Source organism: Bacillus sp. TH22, from assembly GCF_016651015.1.
GTDB classification, from domain to species: Bacteria; Bacillota; Bacilli; order Bacillales; family Bacillaceae_G; genus Bacillus_A; species Bacillus_A mycoides.
On the sequence record NZ_JAEKER010000001.1, the window covers coordinates 3,183,439 to 3,206,587 of the forward strand.

A 23,149-nucleotide genomic window follows, 5' to 3' on the forward strand; every position below is an offset into this window, starting at 1 on the left:
TGAAACTAGGAGAAGTTCTGCATTGTTAGTATAAATTATCATGAGCGTGTTGCCCATGATAATTTATCATTATCGTAACAACTCTAAAGATAGAGTGCAATAATGGAAGTTTTCCAATTTACGATGGTTGTTTTTCGTGCGAACGAGAAAATAATATTTCCAGCAAGATAGCCATTACAGATCCAAGAACAAGACCGTTACTTAAAAATGAAGCTAAAGATGGTGGTAGCGTAGAAAACGCTCCTGCTGGAACGAACATAACGCCGACTCCTGTAAAGATTGAAAGGCCTGCTACTTTAAATAATTGTTCTTTATTTTGTACAGTGTCATATTCGCGGAAAGCGAGACCAATCATGCTTGCAAATACAGGATAAATTGCAGCATACCCAACTGCAACGGGGATGGCTGCAAAGAATGAAGTAATCTTTGGGAATATACTAACAAGAATGATAAAGCTTGACCCTAACATAAATGGAAGGCGCTTATAAATATTTGTCGTTGCAATAAATCCTGCGGATCCAGAAATGGCAACAGGACCAATGGCTGAAAATAGACCGCCTAGCAATTGATTTATTCCTGTTATAATGCCAGCTTGTTTGAAGCGATCTGGAGCATCTTCTTCATACTTAGAAACAACCTTTTGTACAACGCGAATACTTGCTAACATATTTGTTAGAAGTAGTAGTGTGACGAAAACTACCGTAATTGCCATGTTCCATTCAATGCGAGGCATTCCGAAAACGAACAGAGATGGAAGACGAATTATATCTGTCACAGGTGTTACTGGATTAGATAATCCGAAGCACGCAAATAATATCCAGCCGCAGACGATACTGAAAAGAACGGAATATTGTCCAATAATAGGTAGCTTCATAATGAAAAAAGATAGTAAAATAACAATGAGTGAAAGAATAAATACCTTTGGCTGTACTTCTGTATGTTGTCCATCAAGGCCAAACATGCCTTTTAAGAAGGAGCCACTAAGTTGTGCGACCAAAAGGAATAAATACGTTCCAATTACTGTCGGTGTAAAGTAACGAACTAGTTTATCAATAAGTCCAAAAACACTAAGAATAATACAAATGATGCCACTTAATAGGAAAGCGTACTGAAGGACCTTAAGTGTTTCATTGCTTGATCCAAATAGTACGACGCCTAAACTTGCATACAAGGAGAAAATTCCCCACCAAAGGCCTGCAGGACCTTCTTGGATAGGAAGTTTATGACCAAATATGGCTTGCAAGAGACCGGCAAAACCGAGAACAAATAATGTTCTTTGTACAAACGCGATAGCTTCAGTGCCATCAAGGCCGTAACTAGTTGCGACACTAATTGGTACAATAAGACTTCCAGCTAAAATAAATAGTGCCCATTGTAAGGCAGAAAGAAATAGCTTCATTATATCAACCTCTTTCATAGATTCCGTTTTCTAGTATATACGTATTTCATTTCCTCTGGCAAAGATTGTAGATAGAGAAAAGAGTTGAAACATAATATGAATGTACGGAAGCAATTATGGATAGCGGTTATATGTATGACTTTTGTTGTAATTCTAGGAATGCTATAATTTATGACAATTGAAGAGATTAGCTTGTTTTAAGCATTTTGGATGACGATGATTACTGTATTAACGGTTGGATATTGCGAATCCGTTAACAGTGCATTATATTGATACAGTATTGTATGGAATAGAGCAATCATTTGTAATTGAAGAAATTCAAGTTGGTAAAGATTCTAACTTAGCTAGTAAATCGTTATTAGAGAGTAATGTGAGAAATCAATTTGGTGTAACAATTTTAGCGATTTTAAGAGATGGGGATATTATCCATAATCCAACGGGGCAGGAAAAACTGCAAGAACATGATATGATAATAGTATTTGGTTCAGTGGAGAAACTGAGGCAATTTGAGAAAGAACTACAAAGTAAGAGGTGACAAGGAATGCAAGTATCTAGCGATAAGGTTTTAAATAAAATGGCGAGTGAAATTGCAAAGGCAAAAAGTAGTGAAGGACAAAAATCAAAAGAGCATTTATTAGTTGTGCGTGCATTATGTGATTTATTATTAGATGAACAAGTTGAGCCTTCTACGTATAGAGAACCACAAGTTCAATCACAAATAATCGGATCTCAGCCTATAACAACAGTTCAACCGGTTATGCCAGTTTCTGGAGAACCTGTGTATATAAAAGAAGAAGGTGCAAATGGTAATTCTTTATTTGATTTTTAGGGATTAAATCGTTTGGATTATATGTGAAAATTGCTTATGATAAAAATAAAAAGGGGAATTAAGATGAAAATTTTCTTTTTACTAGGTTGTATTGCAGCGGGGCTATCTGTTGCATTAGGGGCTTTTGGAGCACATGGTTTAGAAAATAAAATTTCTGCAAAAATGTTAGAAGTGTGGAAGACGGGCGTTACATATCAAATGTTTCATGCAGGTGGCTTATTCGTAGTTGCTCTATTAATGGACAAAATGCAATCATCACTTTTAAGCACTGCGGGTTGGCTTATGGTAGCTGGGATTATTATGTTCTCAGGCAGTCTTTATGCATTAAGTACAACAGGTATTAAATTCTTTGGCCCAATTACACCCCTTGGTGGTGTAGCGTTTATTGTGGCGTGGATTTTAGTCGGAACTGCAGTTGTAAAAGGGTTATAAAAAACAAAAGCTGGCATTCGCCAGCTTTTTTTTATGGTCTTGGAGCATAAGTTGCTTGTTGACCAGGTAAATACGTAATTTCTCCTGGGAATTCTACATAATCTAAATAAATCATTAGTAGTAAAAAGCGTTTTCCAGATTTCGGCTCACTAATTACGATATGATCACGGCCAGCTGCCTCGATGATCCCTGTATAAGATTGTGTACCAAGCGAACTACCGCGTTCATAAGTCATTACAACTGTAGCTGGCTTACCCTTATTTAAACGAAGGATGTTTTCAATATACGATTGCTCTAGTGGTAACATACCTTGAGAAACTGCAAGTTGAGCTTGAGCAGCTTGTTGTTGCATCGCTTGCTGTTGTTGTTGCTGTTGCTGCTGCTGTGGGGTCATTTGTTGCGGTTGCACATAAGTTCCAGATGGTTGATAAAAACCTGTTCCGTAGTACGGGTTTTGTTGCTGTGTCATTCAAAAATCCCTCCTCATTTTCATTCCTTAATATACGCCTGGACAATCTCCACCAGATGGTTGGAAGAAGCAGTGTTTTTTAAAGCGACCAGAATTTTGTTGGTCATACCAAGTTGGTGGGCAGGGACCTTCAGGTCTAAAGAACCATAAGGCGAAGTTGGCGGGCCAAAAACGTTGTCCCTGAATTGTCCGGCGGGCTAAGGCAATATCTTGTTCTCTCGCTCGTTGATAAAAATACCCTTTTTGAGTTGCTTCAAAACCACCAGGATTTTGATAAACCATTTGACGTAAATTACGTATTTTTTTGAAATCTAAACAATTTCCGCGGACACGATTTACCCCAACGTTTCCGACCATTAACATCCCTTGTTGGCCTTCTCCTTCGGCTTCAGCACGCATCAGTCTAGCTAATAACTTAACATCTTCTTCGTTATACGCGATAACACCCATTATGTGTCACCTCTCTTTTTGGAATGCCTTGTAGAAAGAGGTTCATTTCTAGATGAAGTGTGGAACAATTACTAGTTCATACGTATGAGAAAAAGGACGCAGATATGACAACCAAACGAAGTTTTACATCTAGAGGGGAAAATAAAAAAAGCTAGCGTGAGCTAGCTTTTCATCATTAAAATACTTTAGACCATAAGTTTGAGAAGAAATCGCCAATTGAACGCATTGTTAATACGAACCAATTTGCTTTTTCTACTTCTTCAGTCGCTTTTGCAGTAACTTTTATACTTTTATTTCCGTCTAAGAAACCATATTTATCAGTTGGCTCTAAGACGATTGAACCTACCTTTGCATCTTTCTTAATAGGAGCAACTAAATGCCCATCTTCAGCAAGTGATTTATCTGCTTCAGTAGAAATTTTGTAAGGTGATTTGCTACCTTTTGCAGTAACTACTGTCACTTCTTTTTCTGGTGCAACTGTTACGTAGTCTTCTTTTCCTTTTACTACAGAAATTTTGTTATTTTTATCTATTTTTAATTTCTGTTTTTCGAAGTTATTAAATCCATATTCAATTAATGCACGAGATTCTGTGAAACGCTCATCCATTGATTTTGTTTTAATAATAACTGAAATGAGGCGTAAATCACCACGTGTTGCTGTAATAGTGAAGCCATATCCAGCAGTATCAGAACTTCCTGTTTTTAAACCATCTGCTCCTTCATAAGCGAAAGCAGCACCTGGTAACATCCAGTTCCAGTTTTCCATACGAATTGGTTTCGGATGATTATCTGGGAAGTTTCTAAATCTTTGTTTTGTATCCTCTAGCATTTCTGGATACTTTGTAATAATTGTTTTTGAAAGAATACCCATATCGCGAGCTGACATGGAGTTTTCTCCATTCGGATCAGTTCCTTCAGGATGTTTTCCTTTTAAATCAGCGTTATTTAACCCAGTAGCGTTTACAAATTTATATTTCTTTAACCCTAGTTTTTTCGCATGTTCATTTGCGAGATTTAAGAAGTTCTTTTCACTTCCTGCAAGTAATTCTGCTAAAGCAATGCTAGATCCATTTGCAGAGAAGATAACGATAGAATGGTATAATTCTCTTACAGTATATTGACGTCCTTTTTCGAACGGCACGTTAGAGAATTCATTATTACGTGAAACTTCATAAGCGTAATCAGAAATAGTTACTTTCGTATCCCAAGTGATTTTTCCTTCTTTAATTGCTTCTAATACGGCATAAATAACAATTAATTTTGACATACTAGCGATAGCTAGTAATTCATCTGGATTTTGTTCATGCAGTATTTTTCCTGTATCCGCATCAAATAGCAGTGCAGCAGCTGCCTCTATATGTATTTTTTCTTCTGCATGGGATGTTGTTACTCCTAAGGAAGAAATTGACAATAGAGACACTAGTAAAATAGACAAGATTTTCTTCATATACATTATCACCTTCGCATCGTTATTAGCATATAGCTCGTACCATTTTAGCATAAATTTGGATATAGAAAGGTTACAATTTTGTAAGGAAATTGAAAAGAATTTGTCGATTTTTGTTCAAATTCGCAGAGAAAAGAAGTTTTTTGTGGGTAAATATAGAGGATAATAAAAAAAGGAACGAAATTCGTTCCTTTTTCATTATTATATGTGTAAAAATTTCTCTACTTTTTCGTCTGGTAAAATGTTCCCAACGAAGAATGTACCGAATTCACCGTAACGAGCACTTACTTCATCGAAGCGCATTTCATATATAAGCTTCTTAAATTGAAGAACATCGTCAGCAAATAATGTTACGCCCCACTCGAAATCGTCGAATCCGACTGATCCTGAAATTACTTGGCGTACTTTCCCTGCGTATTGGCGACCGATTTTGCTATGGCTGTACATAAGTTTCTTACGTTCATCCATAGGAAGCATATACCAGTTATCATTACCTTGGCGACGCTTATCCATTGGATAGAAGCAAATGTGATTTGCTTTCGGTAACTCAGGATATAAGCGAGCTAAGACTTGTGGGTTTTGGTATGGGTCTTCATCAGCTGGAAGATAGTTGCTTAGTTCAACAACAGATACGTAAGAATATGCAGGAACTAAATATTCAGCTAATGTTGTTTTATTTAATTCTGTTTCGATTTCATTTAACTCTTCCATTGTTGGACGTAAGATCATAAGCATAATATCTGCTTTTTGACCAACAACTGTATACATTGCATGACTGCCTTTTTTTGCAGTAGCTACTTCGTTCCATTTTTCAACGACATTTAAAAATTCAGACACTGCTTGTCCGCGTTCGTCACTAGATAATGTTTTCCATGCTGCCCAATCAATAGAACGTAAATCATGTAAACAATACCAGCCATCTAACGTTGTTGTTGCTTCACTCATTCTATTCACCTCAGTTAATGATATTTTACACGTTAACTATAGCATATATAGGATTAAAAACATCTAAATAAAGTTTCGGTGCATAAAACTGTCACATTTATATTTACTGGAAAACGGGAGAAAATAAGGCTTAAGTAGGCTTTTTTTCTCGGCTGAATTTTATGAAAATATAATCATTTTCATTTTATCTATTTTTTGGGAGCTATAAGTTTAAAATATAGCTGAAAAGAAGTATTCTTAAAGGTAGAGTTTTTAACATTTGTAGGAGGGTTTATTCGTGAGCAATTTATTTACAGCAGTAAAAGAAAAAGTTCAAGGAAAAGGCATTTCTATCGTACTTCCTGAAGGAACTGATGAAAGAATTTTAGGCGCTGCAGAGCGTTTAGCAAAAGAAGAGTTAGTAAAACCAATTTTAGTTGGTAATAAAGAAGAAATTAGCGCAAAAGCTGCTAGCATGAACTTAACATTAGCAGGTGTTGATATTTACGATCCAGCTACATACGAAGAGATGGATGCAATGGTAGCATCGTTCGTTGAACGCCGTAAAGGTAAAGCAACAGAAGAAGATGCTCGTAAAATTCTTAAAGACGAAAACTACTTCGGTACAATGCTTGTATACATGGGCAAAGCACAAGGTTTAGTAAGTGGTGCAGCTCACTCTACAGCGGATACAGTTCGTCCAGCGCTTCAAATTATTAAAACAAAACCAGGCGTTACAAAAACTTCAGGCGTATTCATCATGGTACGTGAAGAAGAGAAGTATGTATTCGCTGATTGCGCAATTAACATTGCACCAAACAGCCAAGATTTAGCTGAAATTGGTATCGAAAGTGCGAAAACTGCTGAACTATTCGGTATTGACCCACGCGTTGCTATGTTAAGCTTCTCTACAAAAGGTTCTGCGAAATCTCCAGAAACAGAAAAAGTTGTAGAAGCAACTCGCATTGCAAAAGAAATGGCTCCTGAATTAACTTTAGATGGAGAATTCCAATTCGATGCTGCATTCGTACCATCTGTAGCTGAGAAGAAAGCTCCAGGTTCTACAATTAAAGGTGATGCTAACGTATTCGTATTCCCAAGCTTAGAAGCTGGTAATATCGGCTACAAAATCGCTCAACGCTTAGGTAACTTCGAAGCAGTAGGACCAATCTTACAAGGTTTAAACATGCCTGTAAATGATCTATCTCGTGGATGTAACGAAGAAGAAGTGTACAAGTTAGCTTTAATTACAGCAGCTCAAGCACTTTAATTCTATAATGAATTAATATGAAAAAAGACCACCCTATTTCTTTTGAAATGAGGGTGGTCTTTTTTGTTTATCCTTTAAAATTTAAGTAGTTTTAAATCTTTAAGGAATATATATAATTTTAATAATAGGGGGAGGGATGAAAGTGACAGTACACCAATTTATTGCGGCAAATAAAGAACTACCAGTAGGGGATTACGGAATGATTGAAGGGGATTTTATAACGATTGTGAAATTAGAAACGTACTATGAGCCGATCAAAAAACACTTTCATAAAATGTGGGTCTATGAAATGGATGGATATTTAGGGAGACCGGGGGAAGGTGTGAAAGTATTATTTCATTATATAAATAGCAATTTAAATGATGGTGAAGAAATAGAAATCTACAGTTGTTTAGATGGAGAAGAGGAACATGAGAAAGATGATAAGCTAGACATTACAATTGATTTGAAAAACCTTCAATTCGGCAAGCACATTAAGTTAAATAAGAAAAAATATATTGAACAATTAGGAGAAACATTTTTCTTAGAAGATAAGCAATTTGTTGTGGTGAAAAAATAAAAGCATGTATATAAAAAAACCGTCGCTATAGCGGCGGTTTTTATTTCTCTAAGCCAAGTGCCTTATTATTACGGTCAATAATACGTTGTAAATTCGTCTCATATAAAGGAACTTCATCTACTGTTAGCTGAGATGAGGTTAACTTTGGCGCGAATTGTTGCAACGTTTTTAAAAGGCGCATCATTAAATCTTGCACTGTAATTGTTTCGCCAAGTAATTCAGATAGTGAAGCCATCGTACTCGGTACAATTTCAGGATACGTAAATTTTGTTTCTTCGCCTTGAATTGCTACGTTGTAAAAATCACGAACGAGTGCGGCACGCTCAGATCCGCTTCCTGTCGCACATAAGTAAATTTGTACAGCAACGCCTCCGCGAATACGACGCTGAGAAATACCAGCAAATTTTTGATCGCGAATGCTCAAATCGTAGCTACCAGGACAATAAGAACCAACAATTTCTTTTGCTTCGATAGTAACATCGTAATCTTTTAACATTTCCTTAATTAAATGCCACATCGTATCGTATCCAAGGTCGATATCAATACCCTTTTCTGTTTCTTGGAATAAAAGTGATACGTTTAAAACACCTTCATCAAGTACGACAGCAAGTCCACCAGAATTACGAACGATAACATTGAAGTCGTTTTCTTTTAAAAAGGAAATACCTTCTTCTAAATGTGGTAGGCGTGAATCTTGAATGCCAAGAACAATTGTATTGTGATGAACCCAAGAGCGCATTGTTGCAGCGGATAGACCATTTCCAATACTTGTGCATAACGTGTCATCCATTGCGAATGACTGAAGTGCATGGAAAGTTGGTCCTAAACTAGACTGATCTACAATACGCCACTCTGGCTGAGATAAAATCGAACGGGAATTGCTCATATAACTAACCCCTTATTTTTAAAATGACAATCTCTATTATAGCAAAAAATGTAGAAAGGGGTTTTCTCATATATAAAGGGAAGTTTAGAGGTGAAAGAATAAAAAGGATGCATTGCATGCATCCTTTTTATTCTGCAATTTTTTCTAAGTTACCGTTTCGATCCATGCGGAAAGATGTTTGTGAGCGTTCCTCATCATCCATTACTGCTAATTTACGAGCACGGTTCATAATATTCATTAGTGTTTCGTAATCCTCTTGTACAGTATGAGATTGTTGTTCTAATTTTTCTAGTTTCTTTTCTAGTTCTTCATTTCGCAGGATTTGCGTTTTAATTTCTTGTTTCAATCTCGTATTCTCGTTTTCAAGAGCTGTTACTTTTATATTTGAAGATCCAACTGTTTGTAAAAAGTAAATAACATCTTGCATTGTTATTGAGCTTTTTGGAGCAGGGACAGTCGGCTTTTGATATGGAGTAGCTTCTGTATATTGAACAGCTGTTTCATACGGTACGTGTTCTTCATAATCAGTTATCGCCGCCGCTGAAGCTGGTGGTGTGTAAAGCAAACGTTTTTTTGTCTGTTCACCGCCCGCAGCACGCATTTTATCTTTACGATGTTTTTTTGCTAGTTGAAGAGCTTGTTCATAGCTATAGCGAACAACAGCATTCCAGCGGAAACCACAAGCAGCAGATGTGCGATTTAACTGATCTCCTACTTCTTCAAAAGCATTTAATTGAGTACTTCCTTCTCGAACATGGCGAAGCACCGTTTCAGCAAGTAATAAATCGTCCTCGTCTGTCCAAGCATCTTGTCTTACTTTCATAGATTCAACTCCCTTTCTTTTTATGAACTTCCTATTTTTATAATGGGCAAAAAAATGAGCTTTTATACAAAGCTTTTAAAAATATGGTAGATTTCAATGAAGAGAAGAAATGTGGCTATGAATGATGAAAGCTTTTGAAGGAGAAAATATAAAAAATAGGTAGCTTTATATAGGAATAGAGCTACGCCCGGAGACTTGCAACAAGCTTCAAAGAGCGGTAAAATACCATTTAGTGTTTATTTTTAAATGTACTTGTGAAAAGTTTAAAATAGAGGAAGTGTTATATATAATGGGAAACGAATTTCGTGTGTGTGATGATTGTCAGGCGACGAACGTTAAAACGCTGATTCCGAAGTTAAAAAAAGTAGATTCATGTGCAACGATTGAGGTTGCATGTCAGTCTTACTGTGGCCCTGGTCGTAAAAAATCATTCGCGTTTGTAAATAATCGTCCAGTTGCGGCTCCAACAGAAGACGAATTAATTGTAAAAATTGAAGCAAAGTTAAATAAGTAAGAAAAAGAAGAGTGAACAGATTACTCTTCTTTTTTTATGCCTATGAGATAGCGTTTTGTATGAATTCGTATTTCAAAATAATGGTTGACAGTCTTTTGACGTGGTAGGTAGAATAGAAAGTGTCTGATTCTGATAATCATTATCATGAAAAAGGTCAATTCACCTAATTTTTTTATTATTATTTGAGAATAAATTTCATTTTATTAAATATATGTTGTTGGTTAGGATGGTTGAGGGATGGAAGCGAGCGCAAGGAGTATAGAACAGCAAGATGTGAATGTTAAAGAGATTAAGAGCAGACCGCTCGTTGCTTCTATTATTTTAATAGCAGGTACAATTTTGTTAGCTTTAAGCATGGCAGTTTCTATTTCGTTTGGTGCAGCAGATATTAGTTTAAATACCGTTTGGCAAGCTGTATTTCAGTTTGATGGGTCTATCACGCATCATAACGTAATTCAAGAACTTCGCATGCCTAGAGCAATAGGGGGCGTAGTTGCAGGTGCTTTTTTAGCGGTATCAGGTGCAATTATGCAAGGTATGACACGAAATCCACTTGCATCTCCATCGTTAATGGGGATTACAGATGGTGCTGTATTCGGAATTGCAATTATGTATGCATTTTTCCCTAATTCACCTTATTTAATGTTTGTTATTGCATCTTTTATTGGAGCTGCGTTTGGAGCGAGCATTGTATATGGTATTGGGTCTTCTTCACCAGGTGGATTAACGCCTGTGAAATTAGCTTTAGCAGGTGCAGCAATTAGTGCTTTATTAGGGGCAATTTCATCTGGAATTGCATTGTATTTCAACCTTGCCCAAGAGGTAAGTATGTGGAATGCAGGCGGTGTTGCCGGAGTGAAATGGCAAAGTATTAATATGTTAGTACCGATTGGTCTTGTTTGTCTCGTTATAGCAATTATGATGTCGAGATATATCACAATTTTAAGCTTTGGTGAAGAAATTGCGATTGGACTTGGTCAAAATACGACATTAATTAAATTTATCGGAACAGTACTTGTTCTTGTATTAACAGGTTCTGCGGTTTCTATGGCAGGATCAGTTGGATTTGTTGGACTTGTAATTCCGCATATGACTCGTTTCCTTGTAGGCTCAGATTATAGATGGGTTATTCCATGTTCTGCGGTCTTAGGTGGATTGCTAATTGAATGTGCAGATATGTTATCTCGCATTATTAATCCACCATTTGAAACGCCAATTGGAGCAATTACAGCGCTAATTGGGGTGCCATTCTTCCTCTACTTAGCACGTAATGAAGGGAGAGGAAAGATGTGAGGACGAGCGTCTTAACAAAAAAGAACGTTTCTATTTTAACGATTTTAGTAGGATTAATTGTTGCTATATTTTTAATAAGTTTAAATACAGGAACATTTAAAATTCCTCCAATAGATGTATTAAAGTCATTGGTTGGATTAGGTGCAGAAGATCAATCTGTTATTTTATTTGAATTTCGTATGCCACGTATGGTTATTGCTATATTAGTTGGTTCTGCATTAGCTATGTCAGGTGCAATTTTGCAAGGGTTATCACGAAATCCACTTGCTGATCCAGGTATTATAGGTATTAACGCTGGAGCGGGATTAACAGTTGTTGTATTCGTCTACTTTTTCTTTGGAAAAGTTGGAACAGGTACATTTTTATCTGTATTTATCCTTCCATTCTTTGCGCTAGTTGGTGCGATATTAGCAGCGGTTATTATTTATTTACTAGCATGGAAAGACGGCGTTTCATCCACTCGATTAATTCTTGTTGGTATCGCTGTTGCAGCCGGATTTGGTGCTGTTAGTTTAATTTTTTCTATGAAGATGACATCGAACGACTTCCGTTTTGCAACGATTTGGTTGGCAGGAAGTTTATGGGGAACAGATTGGAAGTTCGTACTAAGTGTACTCCCATGGATGGTTATTTTCTTACCACTTGCCATTAGTAAAGCGCACATATTAAATGTAATGAATTTAGGCGACTCTACAGCAGTTGGTCTTGGTGTAAACGTAGAAAAGGAAAGACGTAAATTATTATTTATTGCAGTTTGTTTAGCTGGTGCATCTGTCGCTGTTGCGGGCGGTATTGGTTTTATCGGTTTAATGGCTCCGCATTTAGCGAGAAGCCTCGTTGGTGGTAAACATCAAATTATGTTACCAACGGCTGCATTAATAGGAACGTTCTTGCTTTTATTTGCAGATGTAATTTCAAGAAGTGTGTTACCAACTTCAGAAATACCGGTCGGTCTTGTTATTTCTGTAATTGGTGCACCATATTTCATATATTTACTTATGAGGACAAAATAAAGGGAGGCTTTTTGTATGGCAACTTTAGCAGTTGATGCGGTATCTGTTGGGTATAATGAAGGGTTAATTATAGATGGATTAACAGTTGAAATTCCGGAAGGACAAATTACAACGATTATTGGACCAAATGGTTGTGGGAAATCCACATTATTAAAAACGGCTTCTCGTATTTTGAAAGCAAAACGAGGTACTGTTTATCTTGATGGAAAAGCAATTGAGAAACAGCCAACGAAAGAAATCGCAAAGAAAATGGCGATTTTACCACAAACTGCAGAAGTGCCAACAGGCCTTACTGTGTTTGAACTTGTTTCATATGGACGTTTTCCTCATCAAAAAGGATTTGGAACATTGAAAGAAGAGGATTATCGCTACATTCATTGGGCACTTGAAGTGACGGGGATGACAGAATTCGCAAATCGTCCAGCAGAAGCTTTATCAGGTGGTCAGCGTCAACGTGTATGGATTGCGATGGCTCTTGCACAAGGCACAGATTTACTTGTGTTAGATGAACCAACAACATACTTAGATATGGCTCATCAACTTGAGGTACTAAACTTACTGAAGAAGTTAAACAAAGAAGAAGGCAGAACGATTGTTATGGTTATTCACGATTTAAATCATGCTTCTCGTTTCTCTGATCATATGATTGCATTAAAAGCTGGGAAGTTAATGAAACAAGGAACGCCAGATGAAGTTATGACAAGTGAAACGCTTCGAAATGTATTTGAAATCGAAGCTCAAATCGTTCCATGTCCAGTAAACTGTAAACCAATTTGTTTAACATACGATTTAGCGATGATTAATAATCAATTGCGTAAAAAAGCGTAATTAATAGAATTTCCCCCTCTTAAAGAGGTGAGAGGGGGAGTTCTAATGGACGTTGAGCTTCTTACCCACGGATGGGAAGTTGAACGCCCGTTAGAACGGGTTATAAACAACAATTAATAAAAATATATTAATTAAATGTTGTTTCGTTTCTTATAGTTACATGCAAATTATAAGAGAAATACAGCTAGAAGGAGTCGGAATATGAAGAATTTTAAAATGGCACTATTAGCAATGGTACTAGTTGTTACTTCTGTACTATTTGCAGCTTGTTCTAACAAAGAAGAAGAAAAGAAAGCAGATGCGAAAACTGAAGAGCGCACTGTACAACACGCAAAAGGGGAAATTAAAATTCCTGCAAATCCAAAGAAAATTGCTGACCTTAGTGGTTCAACAGAAGAATTATTAATTTTCGGTATGAAACCGATTATTACTGCAAATACAACACAAGAAAAAATTGATTCACATATTGAGAAGAAATTGAAAGATGTAAAACCGGTTGGTTCTGCGTGGGGCGATAAAATTAACATCGAAGCAGTGGCTGCTGCAAAACCAGATTTAATTATTGTAAACAATCGTCAAGAAAAGATTTATGATCAATTATCTAAAATTGCACCAACAGTTATGTTAAAGACTCCATTAGACCAATGGCGTCCAAAATTCGAAGAAGTAGGTCAAATCTTCGGTAAAGAGAAAGAAACAAAAGAATGGTTCAAAAAGTATGATGAAAAAGCAAGCAAATTACATGATAAAATCGTTGCTAAAACTGGCGATGCAACATTCATGAAAATGGCTGCATATCCAAATGCATTCCGTGTATACGGTGACTACGGTTACGGTAGCGTAATCTTTGGTGATTTAAAATTACCAGCAGTTAAAGGTACACCAACTGATAAACCGTTAGTACAAATACAAAAAGAAGCTTTAATTGATTACAACCCAGATTACTTATTCGTATTTACAACTGGTGACGGTTCTCAGCGTCTAAAAGAATTCCAAGAAGAATCAATTTGGAAAAATATGAACGCTGTTAAAAACAACCATGTATTTACAATCAGTAATGAAGATGTAAACAAAGGATACTTCCCACTAGGTAAAGAAATGATCCTAGACGAAGTTACTGAGTTCATTTTAGGAAAATAATATATAAAGAAAAATCACCTTTGCTTTGGTAAAGGTGATTTTTCTTTATATAATAGGAATTAATATAGTCTTTCATTTCTTTCTGTTTCCTATATCGTTTATAATATATAGTAAGAATGCAGTAAAGAAAGGGGGGTGTCGGAAAGTGGTATATTTAAACGACAAACTCAGCGAAACAAAAGTGTTTAAAGACCCAGTACATAAATATGTACACGTGCGTGATCGCGTTATTTGGGATTTAATCGGAACGAAAGAATTTCAACGCTTGCGCCGTATTAAGCAGCTTGGTACGACATTTTTTACATTTCACGGTGCAGAGCATAGTCGCTTTACTCATTCGTTAGGTGTATATGAAATTATTCGTCGTATGATTGATGATGTGTTTGATGGCAGACCGAACTGGAATGCTGAAGATAGATTGTTATGTTTATGTGCGTCATTACTTCATGATGTCGGTCACGGCCCATTTTCTCACTCGTTTGAAAAAGTATTTTCGTTAGATCATGAGAAATTTACGCAAAAGATTATCGTTGGTGATACGGAAATTAATCGTGTGTTAAGCCGTGTTGATAAGGATTTCCCGCAAAAGGTAGCAGATGTAATTGCGAAAACATCTACTAATAAATTAGCGATTAGTATGATTTCGAGCCAAATTGATGCCGATCGTATGGATTATTTATTAAGAGATGCATATTTTACTGGTGTAAAGTATGGGAACTTTGATATGGAACGTATACTGCGTGTCATGCGCCCGTACGGTAATCAAGTTGTCATTAAAAATAGTGGTATGCATGCTGTAGAGCATTATATTATGAGCCGTTATCAAATGTATTGGCAAGTATATTTTCATCCGGTAACACGTAGTGCAGAAGTAATTTTAACGAAGATTTTACACCGAGCTAAATCGTTGCATGAGAAGTATTATGCGTTTAAAAATCATCCTGTTCATTTCTATTCTTTATTTGAAGAAGAAGTGACAGTAGAGGATTATTTAAAGTTAGACGAGAACGTAATGTATTATTACTTCCAAGTATGGCAAGATGAAGAAGATCCGATTTTAAGTGACTTATGCCGCCGTTTTATGAATCGAAATCTATTTAAATATGTAGAGTTTACAGATAAGCACGGTTTAGATAATTGGATGGAACTAAGTAGCTTATTTAAAAAGATTGGACTCGATCCAGAGTATTACTTAGTTGTGGATTCAACATCGGATTTACCGTATGACTTTTACCGCGCAGGAGAAGAAGAAGAGCGTCTGCCAATCTTACTTCTTATGCCGAACGGGGAACTTAGAGAGCTTTCGCGTGAATCGGATATTGTTGAGGCGATTACAGGTAAGAAGCGAACGGATCAAAAGCTATTTTATCCGCATGATTTAATCTATGAAGATGGAAGAAAAGGAAAATATAAAGAGAGAATCATCGAGTTGTTAGAAGGAAAGAAATAAGAAGCAGCTAAGAGCTGCTTCTTATGAAAAAACTTGAAATTATTTGTCGCTTAAGCGTTTTCCGCCAACTGCATAATGGTTTTTAGACATTTCTTCGATGAAAACAACGATGTTTTCTTCAGGAGCACCAGTTGTTTCGCTTACTGCTGCTGTTACTTTCTCAGCAAGAGCTTTCTTTTGTTCTTCTGTGCGTCCTTCTAGCATTTTCACTGTTACGTATGGCATGTATAATCGCTCCTTTTATGTAAGTTACACTCTTATTATAGCGGATTATGAGGAAGAACAATCGGAAAAACAAATAATTTCTTTTTTTGACATATGGAAGAGGAGATGAGTTATGGATCAGTTATTTAGATACCCGTTGCACCAAATTCCATTGGTAGCAATGGCAATTATTATTGCGCTATCTGTGCATGAATTTGCACATGCGTATGTTGCATATAAATTTGGAGACGATACAGCGAAAAAGCAAGGACGTTTAACGTTATCACCGATGGCTCATTTAGATCCTATCGGTATGATTGCTGTATTAATTCTTGGATTTGGTTGGGCAAGACCCGTGCCTGTTAACCCATATAACTTTAAAAGACCGCGTCTTGCAGGAATATTAGTTTCTATTGCGGGACCGATAAGTAATCTTATCTTAAGTGCAATTGGTTTAATTATTTGGTATAGCTTAATAACATTTGGTGTGTTAGATGCGATGCCACTTGCAGTAGCAGATACGCTGGATCAATTCTTCCAGATTTTTATTATGCTTAATATTGTTTTACTTGTATTTAATTTATTACCAATCCCGCCACTTGATGGTTATCGCGTTGTGGAAGATTTAGCACCAGCAAATATTCGTGCGAAAATGACACAGTATGAAAAGTATGGATCAATTGCGTTATTAATTCTTGTTATTACACCGCTTAGCAATTACACAATTCAACCTATTTTCAATGTTGTTATTCCATATGTATTAGTATTTTTACAAAATATCATTGCGCCTATTTTCAGGCTTTTTTAATCATTAAGCGAGGAGGAGTTTACATATGACAGAGAAAAAGAAAAAAATCGGTTTTAATATCGTGAAGAATGACTCAACAGATGGACATGGTGGTTTTGGCGTTGGGGCATTAAGCCTAGAAAATATTTCTCCTGTATTTGTTGATGTACTAGAGAAAACTGCGTTCGTTGATATCGGTGCGATGCATGCGCGTAGTACAGTAGAAAAAGGTATTAAATTTTTAACAAATAAAGATGAAGTCCCAAACGGAAAACCATTTTGGCTTGTTTGGGTAACAATTGAAAGAACACCAAACGGTGCATATTACGCAGGTGTAACTGCTTGCGAAATGACAGTTGATCGTGAAATTCGCCGCGGATATAAATCACTTCCAGAGCATGTAAACAAAATGGATAAATCACTAAAGCGTTACATCATGATTGATCATATGGATGAATCATCTAAAAAAGTACTTGGTACATTCTTAAAAGAGCATAATGAAGCAATTTGGAACGAATCTAGTGAAGAATTGCGCCGTGCATTATTAGGTGAATAAACGAAAAGGATGCCTCATTAGTCGATTTTTGACTAGTGAGGCATCCTTTTTATTTTGTGAATAGGACCATGGGATATGAAAATATATCAGCGATTCGACAAGGAATATCAATAGCATTCTTTCTTACCACGGGAGATATTTCTTCCACCAACCCGTCTTTTTCTTCTCTTCACTAACCTTTTCGAACTCTTCCTTATCATCAACGTGATCCATACAATACTCTGTTGGCTCTGTACCTTTTGCGAAATACATTTTCACAGAAATGGGACAATTTTTTGTAGCAATCTTACCGTTTTCAGGATTAACATCGACTGCAACAACATCTGCTGGTTGTTTGAACTCTTGTTTAGGCTGTCCATCTAATCCTTTTTCCATTGTATCGGTCCATATTTTTTTTGCGTATCCTTGTTCTGCTACGTTTGAAATGGATTTAGGTTGATCGTATCCAATCCAAACCCCTGTTACAAGTTGTGGGGTAAATCCAATCATCCAACTATCAGTTTCTGTAGAACCAGACTTTCCAGCATATGTTCTTGATAGTTTTGATAACATCGATTGACCGGTCACAGCGGCATAACTGCTTAGTTTTTTATTAAACATACCTGCCATCATTTCTTCCATCACAAAGGCTTTGCTTTTATCTAGAACTTGTTTACTTTCTAAATGAGCATCGTATAGCATATTTCCTTCATGATCAACGATGCGCCTTATAAAGATTGGTTTTACTTCTTTCCCGCCGTTTGCAAACATGCTATAAGCATTGACCATTTCAATTGGTTTTACAGGAGATGTGCCGAGAGCAAGAGACGGAACATCTTTTAATGCGCTAGTAATACCGAATTGCTTCGCTGTTTTTGTAAGAATGTCTTCGCCTAAAAATAGATTTGTCTTCACAGCATATACGTTATCAGAAACAGCGAGTGCTTGTGCCATTGTCACAAAGTCGTCTGCATAATAGTTTTTATAATTTTTCGGTTTATATTTGGAAACACCGTCACCTAAAGTGAATACAGTGTATTCGCTTTTTAAGCGCGTAGCAGGGGTGAATCCTCGTTCTAAGGCTGCGTAATATAGGAATGGCTTAAATGTAGAGCCGGGCTGACGAGTGGCTTGTGTAGCTCTGTTAAATTGACTCGTATTATAATCAGTTCCACCAACAAGGGCAGCCACTTCACCCGTTTTTGGATTCATAGAGACGAGGGCAGTTTGGATGTTTGTTGTTTCAGGTATATGATTTTTTACAGCTTGCTCTGCTACAGATTGTAATTTAGGGTCTAGCGTTGTATAAATACGTAAGCCGCCTCGCTGTAAGGCTTGCTCATCTAATCCGATATCACGAAGAAGAGAAGCTTGTACAGCATCTTGGAAATAAGGCGCGACCTCTGCCACTTTTTTCGTATCTAATGAGGCGAAAGTTAGCGGTTCCTTTTTTGCCGAGGCAGCTTGCTGTTTTGTAATATAACCTTGTTCTACCATTTCATCTAGTATGAGAGATTGACGCCCTTTAGCACGCTCCTCTTTTAAAAAGGGAGAGTAAAAGCTAGGTCCTTTCGGAATGCCTGCGAGCATACTAGCTTCTGCTAATGTTAATTCTTTTGCAGTTTTATCGAAATACAGGCGAGAAGCAGCTTCGATTCCGTAAGCACCATGCCCGTAATAAATTGTATTTAAATATCCTTCTAAAATATGATTTTTATTATAGTTCACTTCAAGGCGAACGGTATACATTGCCTCTAATAGTTTACGCTTCCACGTTTTATCATGATCTAAGTATAGGTTACGAGCATACTGTTGTGTAATAGTACTAGCACCTTGTACTTTTGCCATTGCTTTTAAATCGGCAACAATGGCACCAACAATGCGCTTTATATCAAATCCATGATGTTTGTAGAATCGTTGATCTTCAATAGATAGTGTTGCCTCTTTTACATAAGGAGAAATTTCATCAAGAGATACATTATAGCGCTTTTGTGTTTCATTACTTTGTCCTATAACAGTGTCATCATTAGCGTAAAAGACACTCGTTTGCGGCACTGCAACAGGGGGAGGCCCCATAATTTTTGCAGCTATAATGATAATAAAAAAGGAAAAAACGAAAAAAAGAACACAAGAAAACATTACGGTGAAGAAAAGACGTTTATATTTTTTAAGTTTTGGATTCATAGTTTGATCCATCTTTTTCAGCCCCTCATTAATACAAGCATTATTGTATTAGTATTGAGGGTTTTCGTTTATTTTAAACAATGAAATTTTGAAAACAAAAAAGCCCCTTCAATTAAGAAAGGAGCTCAAAGGCACGTGCTGGCCAATCGGTAATGATGACATCTACACCATAGTCAATCATAGTTTGTAAATCTTTATATTCATTAATAGTGTAAGGACGAAAAACGTATCCTTGCCCCTGTGCTAATTGGACAAACTCTTTCGTTAATAATTGAAAGTTTGGATGTAATCCAGTTGCCCCATGTTTTTTTGCTTCAGCAATAGGATCTGCAAGTGGTGTATCGTACAAAATCGCTCTTGGAATTTCTGGAGCAATTTCTGCTAATAATGAAACGGAATCGTGGTTAAATGATGAAAATACAATTTGATTGGATAGATGATATTCACGAACAAGAGCAACAACTTTTTCTTCAATATTTGGATAATGAAGAACATCTGTTTTTAATTCAATGTTAAGTTGTAAATTTGTTGTAGAGAGCCAAATAAATACTTCTCGTAATGTTGGGATTTTCGCCTCATGGAAAGAAGGATCTTTATGGCTACCAGCATCTAAAGCTTGTAATTCCTCTACAGTTTTCTCAGAAACAAGTCCCACGCCATTTGTTGTGCGGTCCACCGTTTCATCATGAATAACAACTAGTTCACCATCTTTTGATAGATGAACATCAAGTTCAATTCCGTGAGCACTAATGCGTTCAGCCTCTTGGAAGGCAATCATCGTATTTTCTGGGTGTGTTCCTTTTACCCCGCGATGAGCGAAAATAAGTGGTTTATTCATGTGGAAATCTCCTTATCATCTCTTTTCTTTCATTATGAAACTGCTTTGAGAAAAATACAATTCATATGACAAACATTTACAAAAGTATAACAGTTGCACAAAAGTTAACGTTAACGTAAAATGTAATAATCGGTGAAGGGAGGAATACACATGTATAAAATTGATGAAGTAACAAAGCAAGTTGGTTTAACAAAGCGTACACTTCGTTATTATGAGGAAATTGGTTTAATTCATCCCCCAGAACGCAGTGAAGGGAACATTCGCCTGTATACAGACGAGGACATTGCGAGAATTAAAAGGATTGTGGAAGCGAAAGAAGTACTAGGAATTACGCTTCAGGAAATGCAACATTTCTTATCGTTAAAAGAAAGAATGGAACAAAGAAGAAATAGTGAGAATCCGCGTGACCGTGAAGTGATTCAAGAAATTAAAGAGATGCTTGAAAAACAAGTGCAAACGTTAGACGGAAAAATGGAGCAAATGCAGCGTGTTAAGGCAGAGCTAGAGGATAGTTTAAGCCGTGCAGTTACATTTTTAGAGAATACAAAAGGAGAGTAATCAAAATGGAGAGCAAACAAAAATTAGGGAGATTGATTACAGTGGTGGCTACCTTCCTTGCCTTTTCAGGTATAGGAGTAGTCGACCCAATTTTACCAAGTATTGCTGAACAAATTGGTGCTTCGCATTGGCAAGTCGAGATGTTATTTACAGCTTATATTTTAACGATGGCAATTATGATGTTACCAGCTGGAATATTCGCATCAAGATTTGGTGATAAACGAATGATGACGATCGGTCTTGCGATTGTAACTGTATTTGCATTTATATGTGGTATATCGCAAACGATTGCTCAATTATCTCTTTTCCGCGCGGGGTGGGGATTAGGAAATGCGATGTTCTTCGCAACGGCGATGACATTATTAATTGCATTAAGTAAAGAAGTTCATGAAGCAGTAGGATTATATGAAGCAGCTATCGGTTTAGGGATGGCAGGTGGACCTTTATTAGGCGGTATATTAGGTGGATATTCTTGGCGTTACCCATTTTTTGCGACGAGTATTTTAATTTTCTTAGCATTTATTTTAGTTTTCTTTTTTGTAAAAGAACCGGAGCGAAAAGTGAAGCGTAAAGCGGCAGGCGTAGGAGAATTACTTAACCTGGTGAAGTATAAACCGTTTATGCAAGGTGCTATTTCGGGAATGTTATACTACTACGGATTTTTCGTCGTGTTAGCATATTCACCACTTATTATGCATTTATCTGCTATTCAATTAGGATTTGTATTTTGCGGATGGGGATTAGCATTAGCTTACGGATCAGCAATTTTAGCGCATAAGCTAGAAGGTAAATATGAACCAAAAACATTGTTAAAAGGTAGTTTACTTGTATTTGCGATTTTCTTAATTGCACTATTCTTCGTTAAAATCATGTGGTTACAAATCGTGTTAATCGTTCTATCAGGATTAGCATCAGGCTTAAATAACGCGTTATTTACAAGTTATGTAATGGATATTTCACCTTGTGAAAGATCTGTTACATCAGGTGTTTATAACTTCGTTCGTTGGTTAGGAGGCGCGATTGCTCCAATTTTATCAGGAGTCATCGGTCATACAGTTTCACCACAAAGTCCGTTTTTAGTCGGTGGAATTGTTGTGTTAGTTGGTTGCGTAATGATCTTAATTCCGATTCGTAAACCGGTAGAAATAGAGACAAAAACCCTTTCTTAAGAAAGGGTTTTCTTTCCTATTACAGAGCAATCCCTTTTCACATATATGTTAGAACCCTCTGACTAAAATATATTTTCGGTATTTTTGTACTTTTAACTATACTTTTTGGATGTTTTGTTTTATTTTTGTTAGGGGACATTAATGATGTCCCTATTATAAATTTGCATTGAAAGGCGTGATTGTACGATGGAACTATGGTTCACTGAAAAACAAACAAAGCATTTTGGAATTACGGCGCGTATTAACCGCACATTACATACGGAGCAAACAGAATTCCAAAAACTTGATATGGTTGAAACGGAAGAGTTCGGAAACATGCTTATTTTAGATGGCATGGTTATGACAACAGAAAAGGACGAGTTCGTTTATCATGAAATGGTAGCGCACGTACCTTTATTTACACATCCAAACCCTGAAAACGTATTAGTAGTAGGCGGTGGCGATGGTGGTGTTATTCGTGAAGTATTAAAACACCCAAGCGTAAAGAAAGCAACTCTTGTTGAAATTGATGGAAAAGTAATTGAGTACTCTAAACAATACTTACCATCAATTGCAGGCGCATTAGATGATGAGCGTGTAGAAGTAAAAGTAGGAGACGGTTTCCTACACATCGCAGAAAGCGAAAACGAATATGACGTAATTATGGTAGATTCTACTGAGCCAGTAGGCCCAGCAGTAAACCTATTTACAAAAGGCTTCTACGCTGGAATTTCTAAAGCGTTAAAAGAAGATGGTATTTTCGTTGCTCAAACGGACAACCCTTGGTTTACACCAGAACTAATTACAACTGTGTTTAAAGACGTAAAAGAGATTTTCCCAATTACTCGTCTATACACAGCAAACATTCCGACGTATCCAAGTGGACTTTGGACGTTCACAATCGGATCTAAAAAACATGATCCATTAGAAGTAAGTGAAGAGCGTTTCCATGAAATCGAAACGAAATATTACACAAAAGAATTACACAATGCAGCATTCGCATTACCGAAATTTGTTGGCGATTTAATTAAGTAAGAGCGTTAAATTGAAATAAATAAAGTGTAAGTAACTCATTTAAGGTGTTTGTCTAGAAGGCTTGAACATGCTAGTTACTTACACTGCTACAAATGAAGTAGTCTTCTTGTGATAACAAGAAGGCCCAGGTAAAT

The 23,149-nt window shown here is 36.6% G+C and carries 25 protein-coding genes and 1 pseudogene; 16 read left to right on the forward strand and 10 right to left on the reverse strand.

All coding sequences use genetic code 11. The features are described 5' to 3' along the window. Positions 1–118: 118 nt before the first annotated feature. Entirely contained in the window at positions 119–1,399 is a 1,281-nt protein-coding gene (locus tag JFU18_RS16145) for a purine/pyrimidine permease (RefSeq protein ID WP_201032196.1), read from the reverse strand. A gap of 241 nt (positions 1,400–1,640) precedes the next feature. On the opposite strand from JFU18_RS16145, the pseudogene JFU18_RS16150 reads away from it, so the two are divergent. The 3 genes and pseudogenes from JFU18_RS16150 to JFU18_RS16160 all read left to right on the forward strand — a co-directional run. Then, positions 1,641–1,934, forward strand: a pseudogene (locus tag JFU18_RS16150) (cation:proton antiporter regulatory subunit); the annotation flags it as partial. Between the two features lie 6 nt (positions 1,935–1,940). Further along, positions 1,941–2,228 (forward strand): YwdI family protein, encoded by a 288-nt coding sequence (locus JFU18_RS16155; protein ID WP_001198367.1) that lies wholly within the window; start codon positions 1,941–1,943, stop codon positions 2,226–2,228. A gap of 63 nt (positions 2,229–2,291) precedes the next feature. Beyond that, the gene (locus tag JFU18_RS16160) at positions 2,292–2,660 is read left to right on the forward strand and encodes a DUF423 domain-containing protein (RefSeq protein WP_002016371.1); all 369 of its coding nucleotides are present in this window, start codon (positions 2,292–2,294) and stop codon (positions 2,658–2,660) included. Positions 2,661–2,691: 31 nt separating this feature from the next. On the opposite strand, the gene gerQ is transcribed toward JFU18_RS16160, so the two are convergent. From gerQ to hemQ, 4 genes are all read right to left on the reverse strand, one after another. Then, positions 2,692–3,129 carry a spore coat protein GerQ gene (gene gerQ / locus JFU18_RS16165; RefSeq protein WP_002143914.1) on the reverse strand — a complete coding sequence of 146 codons (438 nt, stop codon included), beginning with the start codon at positions 3,127–3,129 and terminating at the stop codon, positions 2,692–2,694. A gap of 27 nt (positions 3,130–3,156) precedes the next feature. Continuing rightward, complete coding sequence (gene cwlJ, locus JFU18_RS16170; protein ID WP_000538158.1) at positions 3,157–3,579, reverse strand: cell wall hydrolase CwlJ; 423 nt, start codon at positions 3,577–3,579, stop codon at positions 3,157–3,159. Between the two features lie 175 nt (positions 3,580–3,754). Next, a complete protein-coding gene (locus JFU18_RS16175; RefSeq protein WP_201032195.1) occupies positions 3,755–5,032 on the reverse strand; it encodes a serine hydrolase in 1,278 nt (425 codons plus the stop codon). A 195-nt stretch (positions 5,033–5,227) separates the two neighbouring features. After that, positions 5,228–5,971 carry a hydrogen peroxide-dependent heme synthase gene (gene hemQ / locus JFU18_RS16180; RefSeq protein ID WP_002068598.1) on the reverse strand — a complete coding sequence of 248 codons (744 nt, stop codon included), beginning with the start codon at positions 5,969–5,971 and terminating at the stop codon, positions 5,228–5,230. A gap of 277 nt (positions 5,972–6,248) precedes the next feature. On the opposite strand from hemQ, the gene pta reads away from it, so the two are divergent. Then, entirely contained in the window at positions 6,249–7,220 is a 972-nt protein-coding gene (gene pta / locus JFU18_RS16185) for a phosphate acetyltransferase (RefSeq protein ID WP_002016367.1), read from the forward strand. Between the two features lie 142 nt (positions 7,221–7,362). Then, positions 7,363–7,779 carry a hypothetical protein gene (locus JFU18_RS16190; RefSeq protein WP_201032193.1) on the forward strand — a complete coding sequence of 139 codons (417 nt, stop codon included), beginning with the start codon at positions 7,363–7,365 and terminating at the stop codon, positions 7,777–7,779. Between the two features lie 40 nt (positions 7,780–7,819). Here the strand turns inward: JFU18_RS16190 and lipL are convergent, their stop codons facing one another. Both lipL and JFU18_RS16200 read right to left on the reverse strand, forming a co-directional pair. Next, complete coding sequence (gene lipL, locus JFU18_RS16195; RefSeq protein ID WP_201032192.1) at positions 7,820–8,665, reverse strand: octanoyl-[GcvH]:protein N-octanoyltransferase; 846 nt, start codon at positions 8,663–8,665, stop codon at positions 7,820–7,822. Positions 8,666–8,792: 127 nt separating this feature from the next. Further along, positions 8,793–9,488 (reverse strand): RsfA family transcriptional regulator, encoded by a 696-nt coding sequence (locus tag JFU18_RS16200; protein WP_002016365.1) that lies wholly within the window; start codon positions 9,486–9,488, stop codon positions 8,793–8,795. Between the two features lie 289 nt (positions 9,489–9,777). Between JFU18_RS16200 and JFU18_RS16205 the strand changes: the two genes are divergently transcribed. The 6 genes from JFU18_RS16205 to JFU18_RS16230 all read left to right on the forward strand — a co-directional run bounded on the left by JFU18_RS16205 (position 9,778) and on the right by JFU18_RS16230 (position 15,726). Further along, positions 9,778–10,002 (forward strand): YuzB family protein, encoded by a 225-nt coding sequence (locus tag JFU18_RS16205; RefSeq protein ID WP_000526075.1) that lies wholly within the window; start codon positions 9,778–9,780, stop codon positions 10,000–10,002. A gap of 237 nt (positions 10,003–10,239) precedes the next feature. Further along, on the forward strand, positions 10,240–11,295 hold the full coding sequence (locus JFU18_RS16210) for a FecCD family ABC transporter permease (RefSeq protein ID WP_201032191.1): 1,056 nt from the start codon (positions 10,240–10,242) through the stop codon (positions 11,293–11,295). After that, positions 11,292–12,308, forward strand: a complete 1,017-nt coding sequence (locus JFU18_RS16215) for a FecCD family ABC transporter permease (protein ID WP_201032190.1) — start codon at positions 11,292–11,294, stop codon at positions 12,306–12,308. Before JFU18_RS16210 ends, JFU18_RS16215 begins: the two co-directional genes overlap by 4 nt. A gap of 15 nt (positions 12,309–12,323) precedes the next feature. Next, positions 12,324–13,136 (forward strand): ABC transporter ATP-binding protein, encoded by an 813-nt coding sequence (locus tag JFU18_RS16220; protein WP_000212073.1) that lies wholly within the window; start codon positions 12,324–12,326, stop codon positions 13,134–13,136. A gap of 201 nt (positions 13,137–13,337) precedes the next feature. Next, positions 13,338–14,276, forward strand: a complete 939-nt coding sequence (locus tag JFU18_RS16225) for an ABC transporter substrate-binding protein (RefSeq protein WP_002138981.1) — start codon at positions 13,338–13,340, stop codon at positions 14,274–14,276. Between the two features lie 145 nt (positions 14,277–14,421). Then, positions 14,422–15,726 (forward strand): HD domain-containing protein, encoded by a 1,305-nt coding sequence (locus JFU18_RS16230; protein WP_002143908.1) that lies wholly within the window; start codon positions 14,422–14,424, stop codon positions 15,724–15,726. A 39-nt stretch (positions 15,727–15,765) separates the two neighbouring features. Here JFU18_RS16230 and JFU18_RS16235 read toward each other — a convergent pair whose 3' ends face one another. Continuing rightward, entirely contained in the window at positions 15,766–15,951 is a 186-nt protein-coding gene (locus tag JFU18_RS16235) for a 2-hydroxymuconate tautomerase (protein WP_001147171.1), read from the reverse strand. A gap of 112 nt (positions 15,952–16,063) precedes the next feature. Between JFU18_RS16235 and JFU18_RS16240 the strand changes: the two genes are divergently transcribed. Then, positions 16,064–16,738 (forward strand): site-2 protease family protein, encoded by a 675-nt coding sequence (locus tag JFU18_RS16240; RefSeq protein WP_201034562.1) that lies wholly within the window; start codon positions 16,064–16,066, stop codon positions 16,736–16,738. 25 nt (positions 16,739–16,763) lie between these two features. Then, on the forward strand, positions 16,764–17,273 hold the full coding sequence (locus JFU18_RS16245; RefSeq protein ID WP_137057899.1) for a YwhD family protein: 510 nt from the start codon (positions 16,764–16,766) through the stop codon (positions 17,271–17,273). Between the two features lie 123 nt (positions 17,274–17,396). On the opposite strand, the gene JFU18_RS16250 is transcribed toward JFU18_RS16245, so the two are convergent. Next, a complete protein-coding gene (locus JFU18_RS16250) occupies positions 17,397–19,448 on the reverse strand; it encodes a transglycosylase domain-containing protein (RefSeq protein WP_088040486.1) in 2,052 nt (683 codons plus the stop codon). A gap of 100 nt (positions 19,449–19,548) precedes the next feature. Further along, on the reverse strand, positions 19,549–20,274 hold the full coding sequence (locus tag JFU18_RS16255; RefSeq protein WP_061673825.1) for a glycerophosphodiester phosphodiesterase: 726 nt from the start codon (positions 20,272–20,274) through the stop codon (positions 19,549–19,551). A gap of 150 nt (positions 20,275–20,424) precedes the next feature. On the opposite strand from JFU18_RS16255, the gene JFU18_RS16260 reads away from it, so the two are divergent. From JFU18_RS16260 to speE, 3 genes are all read left to right on the forward strand, one after another. Continuing rightward, positions 20,425–20,832 carry a MerR family transcriptional regulator gene (locus JFU18_RS16260; protein WP_002034923.1) on the forward strand — a complete coding sequence of 136 codons (408 nt, stop codon included), beginning with the start codon at positions 20,425–20,427 and terminating at the stop codon, positions 20,830–20,832. Positions 20,833–20,837: 5 nt separating this feature from the next. Then, positions 20,838–22,001: an MFS transporter gene (locus tag JFU18_RS16265; RefSeq protein ID WP_085312873.1), complete on the forward strand. Its 1,164-nt coding sequence runs from the start codon at positions 20,838–20,840 to the stop codon at positions 21,999–22,001. A gap of 186 nt (positions 22,002–22,187) precedes the next feature. Beyond that, a complete protein-coding gene (gene speE, locus JFU18_RS16270) occupies positions 22,188–23,015 on the forward strand; it encodes a polyamine aminopropyltransferase (RefSeq protein ID WP_000424693.1) in 828 nt (275 codons plus the stop codon). Positions 23,016–23,149: the final 134 nt, after the last annotated feature.